The sequence below is a fragment of the Methylotenera versatilis 301 genome (assembly GCF_000093025.1).
Classification (GTDB): Bacteria; Pseudomonadota; Gammaproteobacteria; order Burkholderiales; family Methylophilaceae; genus Methylotenera; species Methylotenera versatilis.
Window position 1 is genome coordinate 1,838,798 of record NC_014207.1, and the last position, 20,527, is coordinate 1,859,324.

The following is a 20,527-nucleotide window of genomic DNA, read 5'->3' on the forward strand; positions in this document are numbered from 1 at the left end:
TCGCTTTGTTGCATTTAAAATATGGACATGGATAAACGCATACCCGTCACTCTACTCACTGGCTTTTTAGGCAGTGGCAAAACTACCTTACTGAATAAACTACTGCATCACCCTGATATGCGCGATACCGCGATTATTATCAATGAATTAGGTGACGCAGGCTTAGACCAGATTTTTGCCAATAGCAACTTAGCGCAGAATATTGAAAATGAGCATATTACCGATAACACTGTACTGCTTAGCTCAGGCTGCCTATGCTGCACGCTAAAAAACGAGTTAGCAGATACCATGCGCGACTTGTTTTTTAAGCGCGCTCTGCAAGCTATTCCGCAATTTAATCGGCTGATTATCGAAACCACAGGCATGGCCGATCCAGGTCCGATACTTGCCAACTTAATGAATGAACCTGTAATTGAGTCTGTGTATCGCCTAGATGCAGTCGTCGTGACCATAGACAGTATTTATGGCTTACAGCAAATTGAAGAAAATACCGAAGCCTTAAAGCAAGCCGCCGTGGCAGATGTGTTAGTGCTGACTAAAACAGATTTAGCTAGCGCCGAGCAAATCAACGCGCTTAAAGAAAAACTTATCACTATCAATCCCGGAGCAACACAACATAAAATTGCGCATGGCGAGCTAGACCCCGCTTTTGTAGTGGATGTGGGTTTATTTGACTTAGCGACTAAACATCCTGAACCACAGCGTTGGCTTCGAGCGCCAATTAAACAAGCGCAACCTAAAGGCACATTGCCGCAAAAAACTCACAATGATGACATTACAAGTTTCACTGTCATCATGCCCAGCCCGCTTAACTGGTCGCAACTCAAACCGCATTTATTATCTTTTTGCCAAAAATACGGTAAAAATTTATTACGCCTGAAAGGTATTATCCATGCGGCTGACCAATCTGCACCGCTAGCTATTCATGCCGTGCATTTCACCCCCTACCCACCCACCTTGCTTGAAGGCTGGACCGAAGACGAACCACTTTCACGAATTGTGATTATTGGTAAGGATTTAGACGAACTGGAAATTAGAAAAGCATTAATGCAGTTTTAAGCCATCGCCTAACCTTCCATAATGAAACTTTACGAACAACTAGCTAACTCTATTGCCCTGTCAATTCAAGAAGGAGTGCTGTGTAAAGGCGACAAACTACCCTCTGTTAGACAAGCAAGTTCCAGCCGTAATATTAGTCCGTCTACCGTGTTTCAGGCCTATTACTTACTAGAAGCTAGAGGCTTGATTACTGCGCGCGAACGTTCAGGATATTTTGTTACAGGTGGCGCTGGTGGAATTCCCGCATCGCCTGAGCCTATTTTGGTTAAGCATGAAGAACTGACTCAAGTTGATGTGAGCGAACTCGTATTTGAAGTGCTGGAATCAACGAGAATGAAAAAAGTTGTTCCGCTTGGCTCAGCATTCCCTAGCCCATTGTTGTTTCCTTTAAGTAATCTAGCACGAACGATGGCTTCAAGCATACAAGTCATGGATCCTTGGAGTAGCGTAGATAACTTGAGTCCAGGCGACGCTGATCTGAGACGGCAGATTGCCTTGCGCTACATGATTGATGGTTTGCATGTACCATCTGACGAGATTGTGATTACCAATGGCGCCCTTGAAGCCTTAAATCTTTGCCTGATGGCGGTGACGCGGCCGGGAGATACGGTGCTGATTGAGTCGCCTACTTTTTATGCGGCTTTACAGTCCATCGAGCGCATTGGACTTAAGGCGGTTGAGGTCCCTAGCCATCCTAAAGATGGAGTAGATCTTGATGCAATGGAATGGGCACTAGAGCGCCATAAACCTAAAGCATGCTGGTTAATGACGAATTTCCAGAACCCGTTGGGCAGCTTACTGGGTAATGAGAAAAAGAAAGCACTCGTCGAGTTGTTAACTCAACACCAAGTACCATTGATTGAGGACGATGTATATGGTGAATTGTATTTCGGCGATAAGCGCCCCATGCCTGCAAAAGCATTTGATACTGATGGCTTGGTGATGCATTGCTCCTCATTCTCAAAATGCTTGGCGCCCGGCTATCGCGTAGGTTGGGTCGCACCCGGTCGATACTCTAAAATAATAGAACGGCTAAAACTAACGACGACTTTATCGGCATCAGCACCAGCGCAGCTTGCCTTAGGAAAATATCTGCAAAAAGGCGGCTACGATAAGCATTTGCGTAACCTTCGTCACACTCTTTTAGTGAATCAAATCAAATTTATAGACGCTATTCAGAGATACTTTCCAGAAGGCACGCGCTTAACCAAACCTCAAGGTGGCTACTTTTTATGGGTAAAGTTACCTGATGCTGTAAACGCGCTGGATGTTCATCGTGTCGCACTAGCAAACGGCATCAGCATCGCTCCGGGGCCTATATTTTCAGCCCAAAGAGGTTTTACTGATTACATGAGATTAAATTATGGGCATATTTGGAATGAAAACATCGAGTCTTCCTTAGAGAAACTTGGTAAAATAGTCTCGGATTTAATGCGATAAAATAATGCTATGCCAGCCTCTTTTTATATGGTCAAAACATGTGTTGACATCAACTGATATGCTTTTTATTTAGCTATCTGCTTCTGTTTTAATTCACTGCAATACCTTATTCTGTACAGTAACTAAACTGGCTTCATATAAAACCTGTTTAATTCAGAAAATGCATGGTTTGATTGCAGTAAGTTTAGTTAGCCATTAAATACCCCAAATTGAAATAGTTTATTGCCAGTGAGATGTAAAAATGACGGTTAGTCAAAAGACACCAAAAAAAGTAATTCCTATTGCAGTGCACACTTCCATGTTTGCAGCACAGAACAAAATCTACCCAAGAGCCACTTCTGGTTACTTTACCAATTGGCGATGGATTATGGTGTGGATTACCCAGTTAATATTTTATGGCACGCCATGGCTTGAGTTTGGGCAAAGACAAGCGGTTTTGCTCGATATTGATACCCATAAGTTTTACATTTTCGGTTTGATACTTTATCCGCAAGATCTAATTTATCTTGCCGTTATCTTAATTATTTCCGCATTGGCACTCTTTCTATTTACTACGGTTGCAGGTCGTCTTTGGTGTGGTTTTTCGTGTCCGCAATCTGTCTATACCAAAATATTTCTCTGGATTGAATATAGAGTTGAAGGTGACCGTGCCACACGTATTAAGCTAGACAGCAAAAAGGTCACCGTAAAAACGCATTATAAAAAATGGATTAAACATGCCATCTGGATTAGTTTTTCTATTTGGACAGGGTTTACCTTTTTAGGCTATTTCACGCCAATTCGTCATCTGTTTGATGGCATATTTAATTTCAGTTTGGGCCCTTGGGAAACTTTCTGGATAAGTTTTTATGGATTAGCCACCTACGGCAATGCAGGCTTCTTGCGTGAACAAGTGTGTTTACATATGTGCCCTTATGCGCGTTTTCAAGGTGTAATGTTTGATAAAGACACCTTAATCGTCACCTACGATGAAAAGCGTGGCGAGCCGCGCAGTGGCCGTTCGCGCAATGTAGATGCAAAAGAAAAAGGTTTAGGCGATTGCATTGATTGTAGCTTCTGCGTGCAGGTTTGCCCAGTGGGAATTGATATTCGCGATGGCTTGCAATATGAGTGTATTAGCTGTGGCTTGTGTATTGACGCATGCGATAGCGTCATGGATAAAATGGATTATCCACGCGGTTTAATTAAATTCTCCACACTCAACAGTGCAGGTTTAAGTGAGGTAACACTCAACGATAAACATGAAACTAGCGCAACGCAAGAAGTTGCCCATAAAATCTTACGTCCTAGAGTCTTAATATACGGCGGCTTATTGCTGTTGCTATGCGTGGGCTTTGTGGTGTCACTGAGTTTACGCAGCTCATTTATGGTCGATGTGATTCGAGATCGCGGTGTGATGTCACGCATCACCTCGGATGGTGCAATTGAAAACGTCTATCGATTACAGATTACCAACGCTACCGAAGAGACTCAAACCTATCGCGTTTCAGTCGAGGGTTTAGATGGCTTATCTATCTCTTCCGGCGATGCATTTATGGTGAACGCAGCCAGTGAGCGCATGGTACCTATCAGCTTGCAAATACCTGATGGCTCAGTCAGCAGCGGTTCACATAAAATCATGTTTAAAATTGAAGCGCTTGGCCGTGATGAGCAAATCTCAGAAAAATCAACATTCCTGATGCCGCGTTAGTATAACTAGCGTTTAAAGTACTAGCGTGAATTAAGTGGGGTTGCAATGCGGTTTAACGCGTCTGCAATCACACTGCGTGGCGATGCAATGTTAAGTCGCATAAAGCCACTGCCGCCTTTGCCAAAGGACTTACCGGGATTAAGTCCAACTCTGGCTTCTTTCATAAAAAAAGCTTCTAGTTGTAAATCTGTCATTTTTAAATCACGACAATCTAGCCATAGCAGGTATGAACCCTGAGGCTGGATTAGTCGTATATTGGGAATATTCTTTTTGAGATAGTTACTCACAAAATCACGGTTATCACGCAGATAAATCAGTAGCGCATCTAACCAAGCTTCCCCACCACGGTATGCAGCCTCAAAAGCCGCAATACTGAACGGGTTGGTATTACTCAAATGCAGGCTATCAAACACTTTCTTTAAGGCAGTTCGCTGTGCGGGGTTTGGTACAATCATCGCGGATAAACCAAGCCCAGGAATATTAAATGTTTTACTTGGCGCGACCGCAGTGATGATTTTATCGCTCTCGCTCGCTAGCATTGCTAAGGTGGTGTGCTGTTCACCAACAGGATTTTCAGTATGCTTTAAATCTGGATAAATTAAGTCGGCATGAATCTCATCAGATAATATCGTTATATCGTAACGGCGTGTGATGGCTAATAGCTGCTCTAGCTCGGCTTTGCTCCACACCCGCCCTACTGGGTTATGTGGTGAGCAAAATAGCAGCATTTTTGCTCCATCTGCCGCGCAACGCTCTAGGTGCTCAAAGTCTATATAGTAAACACCATCCACTGACATCAATGGGTTTTCAATCAAGCGACGCTGGTTGGTCGTCACTGCAGTGAAAAACGGTGCATAGACTGGCGGCTGCACGATGACCCCCTCACCTGACTCTGCAAACGCCATCACGCTGGCAAATAATGAAGTCACAACACCTGGCGCCATTACAATCCAGTCGCGCTCAACTGTCCATCCGTGGCGTTTCTTGAGCCAATCTATTAGCGCGCCATACATACTTTCTGGGTAAAAAGTATAGCCATATACTGGATGTTCGGCGCGCTGTGTAAGCGCTTTCGTGACTGCTTCTGGCGCAGCAAAATCCATATCAGCCACCCATAACGGCAAGATATCTGCTGTACCAAAGTAGGCAGCTCGTCCATCTTGTTTTACCGACGCAGTACCATCTCGCGTTATGATTTTATCGAAATCAAAACTCAAGAGATGCGCTCCCAAAGGGTGACTTCGGAAAGCGAATGCTGGAATTTTCGTTTAGTTTCGCGAATCACAAAAGGCACGTCCACAGGCTCTGCAATCAGGCGAAAGTGTGCGCTAAGCTGCTCTTTCAAACCATCAAGCGTAGTGAAATTCTCAGCGTCTTTCTTGAAGCCGCCTATCCACTCCTCGCGCTTGGTGTGCTCTTCCAACCAAGTATAGGGTGAGGCAATCAGCAGGATTCCACCAATATTCAAACGCTCATGTACGTGCGAAAGGAATTTCTTTGGGCTATAAAGCCTATCAATCAAGTTTGCAGCCAATATCAAGTCGTAGTTACTTAATATCGGCTTGAGATTACAGGCATCACCTTGCGAAAATTCTACTTTGCCTTTTAAGTTACCTAACCCTAAACTTGCCAAGGTACGAGTCTTGTAACTGACCAACTGACCTTCATCGACTAATGTATAGTGCAACTCACCTTTTTCAGCCATTTGCACACCAGACTCAATCAGACGCACTGAAAAATCAACGCCCTCAACATGTTCGAAATGTCGTGCCAACTCAAATGTTGCGCGCCCTGATGCGCAACCCAGATCTAAAGCTTTGCGCGCAGGCTTATCTTTCATTGCGCTAATCGCAATATCAGCAAGGCTTTTAGTGAAATTCGCTATCCCGAAAAAGCTGTCACCATAGTGAAACTCAGCGTACTCTGAAATAAGTTTATCGGTTTCATAATGCGAGGCTGGCACGCTTGCTAGTTCATCGGCAACCACATACCGAAAGCCAGCATGCTGAAAGAAATGGCGTCGGAATGCATAGCGCGCACTGTGTAATGCCTCGTTGCCACAAGAAATCCATGAACCACCTTTGATAAGATTGTGTCTGCCATCAAAGGTCGGTGTAGTGAAGTCATCATACAAAGGATGAACCTTAAAGCCGCTGAACGGATAAATAGGCGTTTCTGTCCATTGCCAAACATTACCAGTCACATCAAAGAGTTCACCATGACGAAAATCTGTGACTGGGCATGTCGACGCGGCATGGTCTAGATGAATATTAGAAGCGGCAATTTCACCATTTTTCACTTCAGCAACGCTTGCAAAATCACACAAACGATACCACTCATCCTCGCTAGGTAGACGCAAAGTCAGGCCAGTTTTCTGTGCTTTCCAGTTACAAAATGCTTTGGCTTCGTGATAATTGACCTCTACTGGCCAATCCCAAGGCATAGCCACTTCTTCGATCATCAGGCGCAGCCACCACACTTCGCCTTTGCGCAGCCAAAAGGTAGGATGAGCCGCCAGTGTATAGCGTCTCCACTTTAACCCCTCTTCAGCCCAAAACTCCTCTTGCGCATAGCCACCCTCAGTGACAAACTCTAAAAATTCAGCATTACTCACCAAATATCGGCTCGCCTGAAACTCGGCGACATCCGCTTCATGCAAGCCATATTCGTTATCCCAGCCATATTCAGCAGCGCTCTCTTTTTTATCGAGAGCTACCTTACCAGCTGGGATCGTAACCAAATCGTTCTGCGGCGCATCGCCAGAGCGAGTGCAAGCTTGCCAAGCAGCATGTGGCTGCACTAACTCAAGCGCTTGCTGACGAATCAGCACAGACGAGGTTTCAAGATGAATACGTTCATGCTCAATGCCCATGATAATCACCCACCACGGATGATTCCAATCAATAGGCAAAGTAAGCGGCGCGGTTTGAATTAGGTTGATTATCGCATCACGCACTTGGTGGCGGTAATGCTTAACCTCGGCGGAGGTTGGCCAATCATAGTTAGCATCGTTCAGATCATCCCAACTCATCTCGTCCACACCTACTGCGAACATTGACTCAAGCCTCGGATTAACACGTTCCTTCAACAAACCTGCTAAAAGCAATTTGTTTAGGAAAAAAGTCGCAGTGTGACCAAAATAAAAAATCAACGGATGACGTAAAGCTATAGGCTTTACTTGGTACGAGTCTTCATTCACCAAGGTTTCAAACAGCAACTCATAGCGATTGAACGTGGAGAGAAAATACTCAAGAAACTCTTTACGTGTAGTGACAGCATCGTTGCCATTCAAAACTGGTGTTCTTGCAAATAAGGATTGGGTCATGTTTATTATTAAGTGATCGTTTTAGAGAAGTTTAGCTTAATTTAAGCTGAGTATGCAGCCAACCTAATAAACTGGTATCTTAGTGAACCACTGTTTTGGTAAGCTGCTATTTTTATACAGGCTTAGGGTACTTGCTATACTAAAAGTTCAAATAGCGATTAGCTAAAACATCTAAGATAAAACCTATTTAGGCTCAAAACTCAACGATGCAGAATTAATGCAATAACGTAAACCTGTGGGTGGAGGCCCGTCTGGAAACACATGGCCAAGATGCGCATCGCACACATTGCAAATGACTTCCGTGCGTATCATTCCATGAGTGCTATCTTTTAGTTCACGCACGTTTTCAGGATTAAGTGCTTTAAAGTAGCTAGGCCAGCCACACCCTGCATCGAATTTGGTATCCGACTCAAAAAGCGGCGTATTGCAACATACGCATGTATAAATGCCAGCTTCGTTATGATCTGCATATTGACCAGTGAAAGGCCGCTCAGTCGCCGCATGGCGTGTGACTTCATATTGAAGTGGTGTAAGCTGATTTTGCCACTCCGACTCAGTTTTGATGATTTTTTTCATATAAATCCGATCTAATTTTAACGCCGTAAGCATACACTGATATACGGCATCGCGTTAAGCGTTAGGTTCAATCTCAACCATGAATTAGCATTAAGTAGCGACTAAAGATCACTCAAACTTTTAACATGTGTCATCACACAACGCCCTAAAGCATGCAAAGCGTATCCACCCTCAAGTGCGGAGACTATGCGATTATTCGCATGACGTTTAGCTACGCCTTTTAACGCTTCTGTGACCCATAAGTAGTCTTTTTCATGTAGACGTATATCGCTCATATCGTCTTCCCAGTGAGCATCAAAACCCGCTGAAATTAAAAGCATCTGTGGCTGAAAGCGTTCTAAAGCTGGTAGCCAATGTTCTGTAACAGCTTCACGAAACTGCTCGCCTGTGCTGCCTGCCGCAAGTGGTATGTTAATCATATGCTCGTTACCGCTATCGGCACCGCTGTATGGATAATAAGGGTGCTGAAAGGTTGAGCACATCATCACGCGTGGATCATCATGAAAAATATCTTCGGTGCCGTCGCCGTGATGCACGTCAAAATCGGCAATAGCTATGCGCTCTAAGCCATGATGCTCAAGAGCATAAGCAGCCGCCACCGCCACATTGTTAAAAATGCAAAATCCAGATGCACCACCACGTTTAGCATGGTGGCCTGGTGGGCGAACGTTGCAAAATGCGTTACTAACATTGCCCGCCATGACTAAGTCAACACCCTGAACCACTGCGCCAGTGGCGTACAAAGCTGCGTCTAAGGTGTACGGATTCATCATCGTGTCACCATCAAGATCTACCAGCCCTGAATCTGGCGACTGGCTAAACACCCAATCGATGTATTCTTCGGTGTGCGCCAAAGCCAATATCTCTCTGCTGACTTTTGGTGCTTCATAATGATCAAGGTAATCAAACAAGCCCGATGCAATCAGCTGATCTTGAATCGCATGAATGCGTGCAGGACATTCGGGGTGGTCTGGACCCATGTCATGTTTAAGAAACTCTGGATGCGTGATGTAAGCGGTTTGCATCACTTATAAATCTATATACACATTCTTAATGCTGCTATCGTCAGGGTTCACCGTAGCAGTAAACCCCAAGCGCTTCATCAGTTTTAACATGCTGACGTTATTCTTGAGCACTTCACCCTCAATACGACTTAAGCCTTTGGTGCGGGCAATATCCATCAATGCCGTCATCAGTTTATGGCCTAAACCAGTGCCGCGCATGCTATCAGCGACTACTAAGGCAAACTCGCAACTTTCACCATCTGGGTTAATGGCATAGCGCGTGACGCCTAGCTCGATTTCTTTGTCATTTTCATTTCTTACTGCAATGAGCGCCATCTCACGACTGTAATCGATTTGGGTAAAGCGCACCAATAATGTTTCACTGAGCTGCTCTACGCTTTTCATAAATCTAAAGTAGCGTGCTTCTTCCGATAGATTTTTCACGAAATCTTGTACTAGCCACACGTCTTCTGGACGTATGGGGCGAATCACCACATCAGTACCGTCTGCAAGCTGCCAGTTGGTGACTAAGTGAGTCGGGTAAGGGTAAATCGCCATATGTGCATAACGATCGGCGCTTGGTGGACGGACTTCTACCATAATGCGAGCATCGGCAGCCAACACGCCATTTTCATCTAATATCAACGGATTGATATCCATTTCCATTAACATTGGCAGCTCACACACCATTTCAGAAACACGTAACATCACACTCTCTAGCGCTTCCATATTGACGGGTGGCATATTTCTGAATGTGCCTAGCATTTTTGCCACGTGTGTATTATTAATTAGATCTTTCACCAAGAAATTATTCAAAGGTGGAAGCGCTACCGAGCGGTCAGCAATAATTTCAACGGTTGTACCGCCTGCGCCAAAGGTAATAATAGGACCAAATACAGGGTCGTTAGTCACGCCAACCATCAGTTCACGACCATTTGGTTTGACAATCATAGGCTGAATAGAAATGCCGTTGATATGCGCATTGGGGCGTTTACTTTTAACATTCTCAATAATGGAGTGATATGCAGAGCGGATTTCTTGCGCATTAGCTAAATTAAGCACCACGCCACCCACATCAGATTTATGTGTAATATCGGGCGAGTTGATTTTCATCGCTACTGGGAAACCTAATTGCTGCGCAATCAATAATGCTTCATTGGGAGAGCGCGCCACCATGGTGTGCGCCACAGGAATATGAAACGCCGACAGCAAGGCTTTAGATTCCATCTCACCCAAAATTTTACGTTTTTCTTGCAAAGCACCCTCGATAATCATGCGCGCACTCTCAACATCTGGCGCCAAATGGTGAGAGATTGGCCCCGGCATTTGCATCAAAAGCTTCTGGTTTTTATGATAGGCAGAAAGAAATAAAAACACATCCACCGCAGACTCAGGGTTACGGAAACTAGGCATCTTGGTGCGATTAAATGCAGCACGCGATTCGCTCACTTGCGCTTCGCCCATCCATGAGGCTAGCAAAGGCTTTTTATATTGGTGGCTCAAGGCAATCATCGCGTTCGCCACTTCTAGCGGTTTAGTCATGGCCTGCGGCGTCAAAATGGTGAGTACGCCATCTACGTTGGGGTCTTCTAAACAGGCTTTGACCGCACATTCATATCTATCCACTTGCGCATCACCAATAATATCAATCGGATTACCATGCGACCATGTTGTTGGCAGTGCCTGATTAAGTACTTGAATGGTCACATCTGATAATGCGGCAATCTCTAGGCCTAAATCAATCGCGTAATCAGTTGCCATCACGCCAGGACCGCCGCCATTCGTCACAATTGCCAATCGGTTGCCTGTTGGATCAAAGCCGCATGAAAGTGCCTTAGCGGCGGCGAATAACTGTGTAATGGTTTGCACGCGTACGACGCCCGCGCGACGAACTGCTGCATCAAATGCATCATCAGAACCAACAATCGCGGAAGTATGTGAAATAGCAGCCTTAGAAGCAGCTGGATGACGCCCTACTTTTACCAGAATCACCGGTTTAATACGCGCAGCAGCTCGAATAGAACTCATAAAGCCGCGTGCATCGTGTATACCTTCGATATATAGCAAAATGCTACGCGTCTTGGTATCTGAAATTAAATAATCGAGGATTTCGCCAAAATCTACGTCGACTGAAGCACCCATAGAAACTACATTGGAAAAGCCAACATCGTTCGCGTTTGCCCAATCTAAAATCGCCGTACACAGCGCGCCAGATTGAGAAATAAAGGCGATATTACCTGCAATAGCGTTACCTTTATTAAAGGTCGCATTCAAGCCAATATCAGGACACATCACACCAAGGCAATTTGGACCTATTAGACGAATACCATAGTGATGAGCTTTTTCTAGTACAGACTGTTCCAGCAACTTGCCTGCTGCACCGGCTTCGCCAAAGCCTGCACTAATAATAATGGCGACTTTCACCTTATTAAGTCCGCAAGCTTCGATAATATCTGGCACAGACTGAGCCGGTGTGGCAATGACCACCAACTCTACAGGCTCGGTAATTTCAGTAATGGATGCATAAGCCTTATAACCCTGCACAGTGCTATGTTTGGGATTGATTGCGTAAAGCTTACCTTGGTAACCACTTTGCAACATATTTTGAAACACCACTTGCCCCACAGAATCTACGCGGTCACTCGCCCCAAACACGGCTACCGATTTAGGAGCAAACAAGGGCTTGAGATGATGCTGACTCATGGTTTTACTTTGCAGTTAATGGCTTGATTGTTATGTTAGCGCATTGCAAACACTTTAATATGATATAGCTCAATAAACACTAGATTTAAAATATGAAGCGCGCTTTTATGTAGAAAGCGCTAATAAGGCGTGTTCTTATAGTTAGTGCCAAAAAACTCCATCATCATAAACTCTTCCAGTTCTGCACTATCTTCTGGACGGGCAGATTTCACTACCTCTCGACCCAAGCGTTGAGACTCCCAGTTAAAATCGCCATCATAGTGTCGGCGAATCAAAGAGATCATTTTCTTAATCATCACTAATCTAACGTCCTGCCCAGTGCCCGCTTCAACTTCAAATGATTCACGCTTTGCGCTGCTGTAATCATTAGTCCAACCCTTAAATGCAAAAGCCGCATGCCGCCCACTTAAATTAGTAATTTCAAAAATGCCATTAGTACCAACTTTTAAATTACTTTTAATTCTGTCATCTCTGACTTTTTCTTGGCTAGGACCAACTTCGCGCGCTACGGCTTCTGCATTTTGTCTTGCCGCATCCGCTTCCATAGCATTACGCTTTGCTTGCTGCGCCTTAACGTAAGAAGCCATATCAGTTGGCGCGTCATTTGGCTTAACCTCTTTAGGTGGCGTCGGTTCTGGTGTTGGTTGTTTTGTCGCAATTACATCAGGCACGGAGAACGTGGATGGTTTTGTATTTTTACTAGGTTTTCGTGTAATGACTTTTGGTGGCGACTTTTTAACTTCAGGCTCTGGTTTTACAGGAGTTGGTTCAAGAATTTCAACTTTAGGCAGAGGTGGTGGCGCCAAACTCACTTCCAATGCCGTTGGCTGTGGTGAAGCCGCGTTATCAAAATCAATTTTTGGCAACATCACGATTAAAAGCAGCCCATGCACCAATAGCGAAAAGATAATCGCAATCAGTGTGTTACGACTAATATTAATACGAATCAGCTTATCGCCACGCGGCTTAAGCAAGAATTCGTCAAACTGATTTACAGCTTTATCGAGTGGAGTAGTTTGATTAATTTCCATGGTTGACTACGGGCAAACGCTAATTAGCGCATGTCCGCCCATGTTTTTTCTAAGCGCTTAATCGACACTGGAAATGGCGTTTTAAGTTCTTGTGCAAATAAGGAAACGCGCAACTCTTCTATCAACCAGCGGTAATTCTGCAAATCTTGTGGAATATTCTGATTAGCCTGATGCAGCGCATTCACTTTATCTTGCCACTTTTGCCAAAGTACACCCACGCTACCTGCATTTTTTCCATCACGGTCTGGATTCGCAGGATGCTTTTCAATGCGCAAACGCAAAGCTTTTAGGTAACGAGGCACATGCTGCAAATGCTCCCACGGCGTTTGGCTAAAACAACCCTTGTAAACCAGTTGTCCGACTTGTTGATCCAAGTCGCGTTTTAATCGATTGGCTGTGGTCGTCATTTGACCTTGCTTCACTGTAAGCAGTTGATATTCAGTGGCAATCGCCTGCGCTTGCCTTGCTATCGCCTCGCTAACGGCTGGTAGACGTGTTCTGGCGCGTTGTTTCAACTTCATAAACTCAGCATTAGTGCGCGGCAACTCGTCTTCACCAATAAAGGCGCGGTCGGCAATGGCAGTAATCATATCTTCACGTAAATCTTCTGGCGACATTATGTTTCTAAGTGTTAAGGCGTATTGATTAAAATTTGGCAGGCTTTTTTCAAGCTGCTTCATTTGTTCTTTTAACTCAAAACGAATTAATCGGCAAATACCTTTACGTAGATTTACAGCCGCCTCGCGCTCAGTATCAAAAAGCTTCACAGAAACGCTATCAATATCATCTTCTAGTGCAGGATATCCCACCACCTTTAAACCATCACGCTCAAAACTTAAGGTTTGCGGTAAATCACCAAAATCCCATTGCTTTAGACCCGTTTTTTCAATGTCTGGTGAAGTATTTCTAAAAGTGAGTTGCGCAGCTGAACCTAATTGTTTTTTAAGTGCATTCCAATCGCGCCCCATAGCAAGTTCACGACCTGCATCATCGACAACACTAAAGTTCATCAGTAAGTGAGCTGGCGTTTCTTCAGTCCAATCTTCTACTGAGATTTTTAGCGTAGTCACACGTTGAATATGCGCTGCAAGAATCTGTTTAATTACACCTTCACCCACCTTATTCTGATCTAAAAATACCGTGACAAACTCAGGTACAGGCACGCAAACGCGGCGGAAAGTTTTAGGCAATGCTTTAATTAAATAAGTCAGCTTTTCACGCAGCATGCCGGGAACTAACCACTCAGTTTGCGTTGGATTAAGCTGATTCAACAAAGCCAACGGTATAGTCGCCGTGACGCCATCCAACACGTGACCTGGCTCGAAGCGATATTTCAGGTGCGTTTCAACGCCATCCAACATAATCATTTCAGGAAACTGCACAGCAGTAATGGCATCTGCACCATGACGCATCAAGTCATCACGAGTCAGATACAGCAACCTTGGGTTTTCTTTTTCAGCGGCTTCACGCCACTTTTCAAAAGTTGCTGCCTGAAAAATATCAGCAGGAATCTTTGCGTCATAAAAGGCAAACAACTGATGCTCATCTACTAGCACATCTTGCCGACGTGCCTTATGTTCCAACTCTTCAACTTCAGCGATTAAGCGTTCATTTGCAGTGAAAAATGCAGCTCTGGTATCAAATTCACCACTTGCCAACGCTTCGCGAATGAATATTTCGCGCGCCTCTTTAGGATTGATTGGCCCGTAATGCACGCGTCGCTTAGGAATAATCGTTAAGCCATACAGCGAAACGCGCTCCCACGCATTGACCATACCCATTTTTCTATCCCAACGCGGATCAGAATATTGGCTTTCTGTTAAACCTCGCGCTAACGGCTCAATCCAATCAGGCTCTATCTTTGCCACGCAACGCGCATAAAGCTTAGAGGTATCTACCAACTCCGCAGCAATCACCCATTTTGGACGAGTCTTTTTGAGGCAAGAACCGGGGGCAACATAAAAACGAATACCACGTGCACCTGAATAAGCATCGTTATCACCATCTTTAAAACCGATATTACCCAGTAAACCAGCTAATAAGGCTTTATGTATCTGCTCAAAATTAGCTTCTTTTTCGTTGCATTTAAATTCCATTTCGTCGGTAATTTGCTTGATTTGGCTATGCAACTCACGCCATTCTTTTAAGCGTAAAAATGATAAGAAATTGCTATGGCACTGGTTTAGCAAATCCTTGTTCGATTTTTTGGTTTTCAACGCGTTATCAAAAAAGTCCCAAAGCTTAAGGTAGCTCATAAAATCTGAACCTTCACCTGCAAACTTGGCGTGGGCATTATCCGCTGCTTCACGTTTATCCATTGGGCGCTCACGCGGGTCTTGAATGCTCAACACGCTGGCTATAATCAATATCTCGTTCAAGCAGCCTTCACGCTTAGCGGCTAAAATCATGCGTCCCACTCGTGGATCTAAAGGTAAGCGTGCAAGCTGCAAGCCGATTTCTGTAATTTGGCGCTTAGCATCTACCGCGCCTAATTCCTGTAATAACAGGTAACCATCACTCACCAACCTTGATGATGGCGCTTCGATAAACGGAAACTCCGTTACGTCACCCAATCGCAATGCCGCCATGCGCAAAATCACGCTCGCTAGCGAGCTACGCAGAATTTCAGGTTCGGTAAACTCTGGGCGACCATTAAAGTCTTCTTCCGAATACAAACGCACGCAAATGCCGCTTGAAACCCGTCCGCAACGACCTGCCCTCTGTTTTGCAGCGGCTTGGCTAATCTTTTCGATTTGCAACTGCTCAACTTTGGCACGTGTGCTGTAACGGTTCATCCGCGCTAGCCCTGCATCAATCACATACTTAATACCTGGAACCGTGAGCGACGTTTCTGCCACGTTAGTTGCCAATACAATACGGCGTGAACTATGGCTTTTGAATATTTTTTGCTGATCTTCTATGCTTAAACGTGCAAATAAAGGCAGCACCTCAATATGCTTTAACTTCGCTGAACGTCCTTGATATTTACGTAAATGGTCAGCAACATCGCGAATTTCACGCTCACCTGGCAGAAACACTAAAATATCGCCATCACCTTGACGTAGCAAATCATCCGCCGCATCTAATATCGCCTCTTCTATAGCTTCTTCTTCGTCATCCTCCTCAAGCCAACGCGCTTCTGTTTTGGCTTTTCTAGCAATTCCAAAGATAGTTTCATCTTCTAAATCAAACTGTGAATTTTCTGTTTCAGCGATTTCTCTAGCGCGGAATCCCGCTTTGCCTAATGGACGATAACGAATCTCAACAGGATAAGTACGACCTGAAACCTCGATGATTGGAGCGCCTACAAAGTGATTTGAAAAACGCTCTGCATCAATCGTTGCGGAAGTCACAATAATTTTTAAATCCGGACGCTTTGGCAATAACTGCTTGAGGTAACCCAGCAAAAAGTCAATGTTCAAACTGCGCTCATGCGCCTCATCGATAATAATGGTGTCATAAGCATTAAGGAATTTATCGCCTTGCGTTTCCGCCAACAAAATACCATCCGTCATCAACTTGATATAACTTGATTCGGAAAGTTTATCGTTGAAGCGCACTTTATAACCCACCACTTCACCCAACGGACTTTGTAGCTCTTGCGCAATACGTGATGCCACTGAACGCGCAGCAATACGGCGTGGCTGCGTATGTCCAATCAAACCCGCCACACCACGACCAAGCTCAAGACAGATTTTAGGTATTTGTGTGGTTTTTCCAGAACCCGTTTCACCGCAAATAATCACCACTTGGTTATTGGTGATAGCCGCCGCGATTTCATCTTTTTTACCGCTGACTGGTAGCTCAAGTGGGTATTCTGGCTTAGGCAAACCAGCTAATCGAGAGGCAAACTTCTGCTGAGATGTACGAACTTTTTGCGCAACTTCACCTAGCAAGCGCTGTGCTTTAGCCACAGATTTTTCATCTTTTAGCTTTTGTAAATCTGCCGCATCACGCAACTTACGACGAAGAGCATGGCGATCAGCCAACATGCAGCTTAGCAAAGCGGTCGCTAAGTTGGCTGAGTTTGATATAGCAGGAATTGGGCTTGCAGGTTTATTCACATTCATAGACCGATATTTTAACACGCTAGCGATATAGCTTTGCTCAACATATTGTTTTAGTGTTGGTGAAACGTGGGTAACAAGTTACCCACCCTACTTGTCTTATGTACAATTACCCCGCATTTCATGCAGGCTATGCTTGCTATTATTTCTTTTTAACAACTACCTACTCATAAATCTTTATCGTCTAGACCAAGACTCAACTATAGCTCCCGCACCTAACCCGCCGCTAGTTGTGACGCTTAATTTTCCTTCTTGCCTAGAATGGAAATACATATTGCAATTCCCCTCTTCAGACCCAGAACAACTATCGATTTCAGGAAATTTATTACAAAGGTCAGAGTTTCCACTACACTCTGAAATTACTTTTGCATCATCTTTTCCATATCCACCCTTTGGTAGAATTGGTACTAACCAGCCCTCATTCAATAAGATTCTTCGAGCATTTATATAACTCATCCCTTTCTTTATAAAAACTTTTGCTTCATTCTTTTGAGAAGAATGTGCACTTAAAGTCAATTTGCTATTACCCCCTAGGGCTTGTAAATTGCTTTCTGAAGATTGTGCTGAAAAACAAGAACTCGATATTACTAAAAGAAAAGTAATATAAATAACTTTAATTTTTCTTAAATATAAAAATTCTAAAAATTCACATTCCTGATATTTACTTACCATACTTCATTATCCTAATTATTAACTTTTAAAATGGATTAGCTCGCGTAGGAACGTAATCCGCCGCATGTTTTAACACTTACGGCGCAATACGCTTCGCTATTGACGCCCTACTAGAGATTACGGGCTAACGGCTGCTTGTTTTATTCGCTTAACAAGTACTTAATCCCCAAAAACCTTTTGCCATAAAGCTTTCACGGCAGTTGCATGTTCACTCACAGCCGACACTTCCACCCTTAAATGTGCAGCGCCTTGTAGTTTAAGCATGTGCTGACTATGGCGGTAATCTCTATAAGCCAGCACAACTTTATCTGCTAAATCTTGAGCGATGATATTGAGTGATGCCAATAGCCTTAACAAGCCGATATTGCCGATATTGCTTGTGAGTTCGGGGTATTGCTTCGCATGCACCAGCACTAAATATTGCACTAGAAACTCTACGTCGATAATGCCGCCTATGCTATGTTTAATGTCAAACATATTGGCTTCAATATGTTGTGCAGAGCGCATTTTTTCGCGCATAGATTGAACGTCTAGCTTTAACACACCATTATCTCGCTGTTGCGTCATCACTTCGATACGAATTTTTTCAAACGCTACACCTATTTGCTTGTCACCTGCCACAAAGCGTGCGCGAGTGATGGCTTGGTGCTCCCACACCCACGCTTTTTGCATTTGGTATTCTTTGAATGCAGCAACGCTACTCACTAGCAAGCCGCTATTACCGTCCGGGCGCAATTGCATATCGGTTTCGTAGAGCAACCCTGCTGAGGTCAAGCTGTTGAACCAGTTATTGATGCGTTGCGCAAAGCGAGCATAGATTTCACCTGCTTCGGATGCATCGTCGTCATATAAGAAAATAATGTCTAAATCAGACGCGTAGCCAAGCTCCTTCCCGCCAAGCTTGCCATAACCAATCACGGCGAATTTAGGCACTTCTAAATGCTTACCACGCACATTTGGCCAAATGACTTCCAAACTCACACTGAGAATTAACTGAGCGAGCTCACTCAAATAATCAGATAGTTTTTCCGGGCTTAATTCGCCGTTAATATCTTGCGCGGCAAAGCGGAAAATATTGGCATGCTTAAAATGACGAAACACGTCCATTTCGCGCTCCACATCGCCTTTAACTTCAGCTAAACGTGTGAGTAAATCTGCACGTAAGACAGAAAAATCAGGTGCAGCATAAAGTGTGCGCGTATCTAAAAGCTCATCCAAAAGTATAGGGTGCTGCACTAAATAATTGGTGAGCCACGGGCTACTACTGCATAGCTTAATCAACAACTGCATGGCTTGCGGGTGCTCGGCCAATAAAGCCAAATAACTCGCGCGACGACAGATACTTTCTAACAAGTCGATGATGCGCATCATCGTGGTATCAGCATTTTGCATCTCAGCGGCTTGCGATATGACCAGAGGCATCAAGGCATCAAAACGCTGCCGACTTAGCACTGGCAACTGACGGTAGCGGCTACTTTGATGCAAGGTATTGAGTCTACGTAATGTCTCTGCGGCTTCAACGAAGCCCATTTTCAGCAGAGCGTAAACCGATTCTTGCTCGACTATGGCACCGTTCCATATGGACTTCTCTATCTCTAAAGAGTTTTCATCACCATTCTGATTTGTACTTGCATCGCTAAATGTTTCATCAAAATGTTGTTGCACTTGGTGGCGATACGCATTTAATTTCGCCAAAAACTCTTCCCAATCTGCAAACCTCATGGCTTTGGCGATACGGGATTTAGCCTCATCGCCTTTAGGTAGCTCTTGCGTTTGCGCGTCATCCACATACATCAATCTATGTTCTAAATTACGCAAAAATACATAAGCCTCGCTTAACTCAGCCACGGTTTTTTCTGGCAATAAGCCTTTATTTTTCAATAGCTCCAAGACTGAAAGCGTAGGTTTCACTTGCAAACTTGCATCTTGCCCACCGCGAATCAGTTGAAAAACTTGTGCGATAAATTCAATTTCGCGTATACCACCGCGACCAAGCTTGATATTGTCGTGCATACCTTTGCTGTTCACATCACGTTGAATCTGGATTTTCAGATCACGCATGCTGGCAAATGCACCAAAATCTAAATATTTACGAAAAACGAATGGCTTAAGCAATTTAGATACCTGCGAACCACCTGTTACTTCACGGCCTTTTATCCAAGCGTAACGCTCCCATTCACGACCATTATTTTGGTAATACTCTTCTAGCGCATCCAAATTTGAGACTAGCGCGCCTTCGCCACCAAACGGTCGCAAACGCATATCAACCCTAAATACAAAGCCATCTTCAGTAATTTCATCAATTGCTGCGATAAGCTTTTTCGCTAAGCGCGTAAAGAAATCTTGATTGCTGATAGATTTTTCGCCAGTAGTTTCACCTTCAGAAGCATAAGCAAAAATTAAATCAATGTCAGAAGAAACATTGAGCTCACCTCCACCAAGCTTGCCCATGCCAATCACAATAAAGCTTTGAGGATAGCCTTGTACGTCTACAGGCTGACCAAAGGCATCTACTAGCCAAGTATGCAAGTAATCAATCGAGGCATTAATTGCACATTCAGCTAGGCTAGATGTCGTACGCATCACTTCGGTTAAATCTGCCAAACCATTCAAATCACGCACGATGATTCTCGCCATCACATGCTGACGCAAACGTCTCAAAGCCTGCTTTAATGTCGTTTCATCAAAAATATTTTGGTCTGATAAAAAATTCTGCATGTCACTTAACTGGTATTCTTGATGCAGGTTTACTAGCAAATCAGTCAGCAAACCACCATCCTTTGTAAACAATTTTGCAACAAACGGGCTGCAAGCAATAGCATGCTGCACATAGGCTTCATCGCTAGATTTCATGCGGTTTTCTGATAGAATCATATCAAGTGTTATCATAGGTTTTTTAAGGTAATATGGCGTTTTAATGTCGTAACAATACAGAGTGTGGTCAAACTAAAATATTGTCA

General features: G+C 44.1%; 12 protein-coding genes. 3 read left to right on the forward strand and 9 right to left on the reverse strand.

Features of this window, described 5'->3' with window-relative positions:
- Positions 1–27 precede the first annotated feature (27 nt).
- From M301_RS08395 to ccoG, 3 genes are all read left to right on the forward strand, one after another.
- Positions 28–1,059, forward strand: a complete 1,032-nt coding sequence (locus M301_RS08395) for a CobW family GTP-binding protein (RefSeq protein ID WP_041359970.1) — start codon at positions 28–30, stop codon at positions 1,057–1,059.
- A 21-nt stretch (positions 1,060–1,080) separates the two neighbouring features.
- On the forward strand, positions 1,081–2,499 hold the full coding sequence (locus tag M301_RS08400; RefSeq protein WP_013148339.1) for an aminotransferase-like domain-containing protein: 1,419 nt from the start codon (positions 1,081–1,083) through the stop codon (positions 2,497–2,499).
- Between the two features lie 241 nt (positions 2,500–2,740).
- On the forward strand, positions 2,741–4,189 hold the full coding sequence (gene ccoG, locus M301_RS08405; RefSeq protein ID WP_013148340.1) for a cytochrome c oxidase accessory protein CcoG: 1,449 nt from the start codon (positions 2,741–2,743) through the stop codon (positions 4,187–4,189).
- A gap of 20 nt (positions 4,190–4,209) precedes the next feature.
- Here the strand turns inward: ccoG and M301_RS08410 are convergent, their stop codons facing one another.
- From M301_RS08410 to glnE, 9 genes are all read right to left on the reverse strand, one after another.
- Entirely contained in the window at positions 4,210–5,406 is a 1,197-nt protein-coding gene (locus M301_RS08410) for a MalY/PatB family protein (protein WP_013148341.1), read from the reverse strand.
- Positions 5,403–7,514 (reverse strand): 5-histidylcysteine sulfoxide synthase, encoded by a 2,112-nt coding sequence (ovoA, locus tag M301_RS08415; protein ID WP_013148342.1) that lies wholly within the window; start codon positions 7,512–7,514, stop codon positions 5,403–5,405. The genes M301_RS08410 and ovoA overlap by 4 nt, the downstream gene beginning before the upstream one ends.
- Before the next feature lie 183 nt (positions 7,515–7,697).
- On the reverse strand, positions 7,698–8,090 hold the full coding sequence (msrB, locus tag M301_RS08420) for a peptide-methionine (R)-S-oxide reductase MsrB (protein ID WP_013148343.1): 393 nt from the start codon (positions 8,088–8,090) through the stop codon (positions 7,698–7,700).
- A 101-nt stretch (positions 8,091–8,191) separates the two neighbouring features.
- Entirely contained in the window at positions 8,192–9,115 is a 924-nt protein-coding gene (locus tag M301_RS08425; RefSeq protein ID WP_013148344.1) for a histone deacetylase family protein, read from the reverse strand.
- A 3-nt stretch (positions 9,116–9,118) separates the two neighbouring features.
- A complete protein-coding gene (locus M301_RS08430; protein WP_013148345.1) occupies positions 9,119–11,797 on the reverse strand; it encodes a bifunctional acetate--CoA ligase family protein/GNAT family N-acetyltransferase in 2,679 nt (892 codons plus the stop codon).
- A gap of 119 nt (positions 11,798–11,916) precedes the next feature.
- Positions 11,917–12,828 carry a hypothetical protein gene (locus M301_RS08435; protein ID WP_013148346.1) on the reverse strand — a complete coding sequence of 304 codons (912 nt, stop codon included), beginning with the start codon at positions 12,826–12,828 and terminating at the stop codon, positions 11,917–11,919.
- A 23-nt stretch (positions 12,829–12,851) separates the two neighbouring features.
- Positions 12,852–16,820, reverse strand: coding sequence for an ATP-dependent RNA helicase HrpA (hrpA, locus tag M301_RS08440; protein ID WP_041359971.1), 3,969 nt, complete (start codon positions 16,818–16,820; stop codon positions 12,852–12,854).
- 252 nt (positions 16,821–17,072) lie between these two features.
- On the reverse strand, positions 17,073–17,567 hold the full coding sequence (locus tag M301_RS08445) for a hypothetical protein (RefSeq protein ID WP_013148348.1): 495 nt from the start codon (positions 17,565–17,567) through the stop codon (positions 17,073–17,075).
- Positions 17,568–17,726: 159 nt separating this feature from the next.
- Complete coding sequence (gene glnE, locus M301_RS08450) at positions 17,727–20,456, reverse strand: bifunctional [glutamate--ammonia ligase]-adenylyl-L-tyrosine phosphorylase/[glutamate--ammonia-ligase] adenylyltransferase (protein ID WP_013148349.1); 2,730 nt, start codon at positions 20,454–20,456, stop codon at positions 17,727–17,729.
- Positions 20,457–20,527 lie beyond the last annotated feature (71 nt).

Excerpts from the sequence above, each read along its gene's own strand:
- M301_RS08395 (WP_041359970.1), top strand. The coding sequence starts at position 28 with ATGGATAAACGCATACCCGTCACTCTACTCACTGGCTTTTTAGGCAGT.
- M301_RS08400 (WP_013148339.1), top strand. The coding sequence starts at position 1,081 with ATGAAACTTTACGAACAACTAGCTAACTCTATTGCCCTGTCAATTCAA.
- ccoG (WP_013148340.1), top strand. The coding sequence starts at position 2,741 with ATGACGGTTAGTCAAAAGACACCAAAAAAAGTAATTCCTATTGCAGTG.
- ovoA (WP_013148342.1), bottom strand. The coding sequence starts at position 7,514 with ATGACCCAATCCTTATTTGCAAGAACACCAGTTTTGAATGGCAACGAT.
- msrB (WP_013148343.1), bottom strand. The coding sequence starts at position 8,090 with ATGAAAAAAATCATCAAAACTGAGTCGGAGTGGCAAAATCAGCTTACA.
- M301_RS08425 (WP_013148344.1), bottom strand. The coding sequence starts at position 9,115 with ATGCAAACCGCTTACATCACGCATCCAGAGTTTCTTAAACATGACATG.
- M301_RS08430 (WP_013148345.1), bottom strand. The coding sequence starts at position 11,797 with ATGAGTCAGCATCATCTCAAGCCCTTGTTTGCTCCTAAATCGGTAGCC.
- M301_RS08435 (WP_013148346.1), bottom strand. The coding sequence starts at position 12,828 with ATGGAAATTAATCAAACTACTCCACTCGATAAAGCTGTAAATCAGTTT.
- hrpA (WP_041359971.1), bottom strand. The coding sequence starts at position 16,820 with ATGTTGGCTGATCGCCATGCTCTTCGTCGTAAGTTGCGTGATGCGGCA.
- M301_RS08445 (WP_013148348.1), bottom strand. The coding sequence starts at position 17,567 with ATGGTAAGTAAATATCAGGAATGTGAATTTTTAGAATTTTTATATTTA.
- glnE (WP_013148349.1), bottom strand. The coding sequence starts at position 20,456 with ATGATAACACTTGATATGATTCTATCAGAAAACCGCATGAAATCTAGC.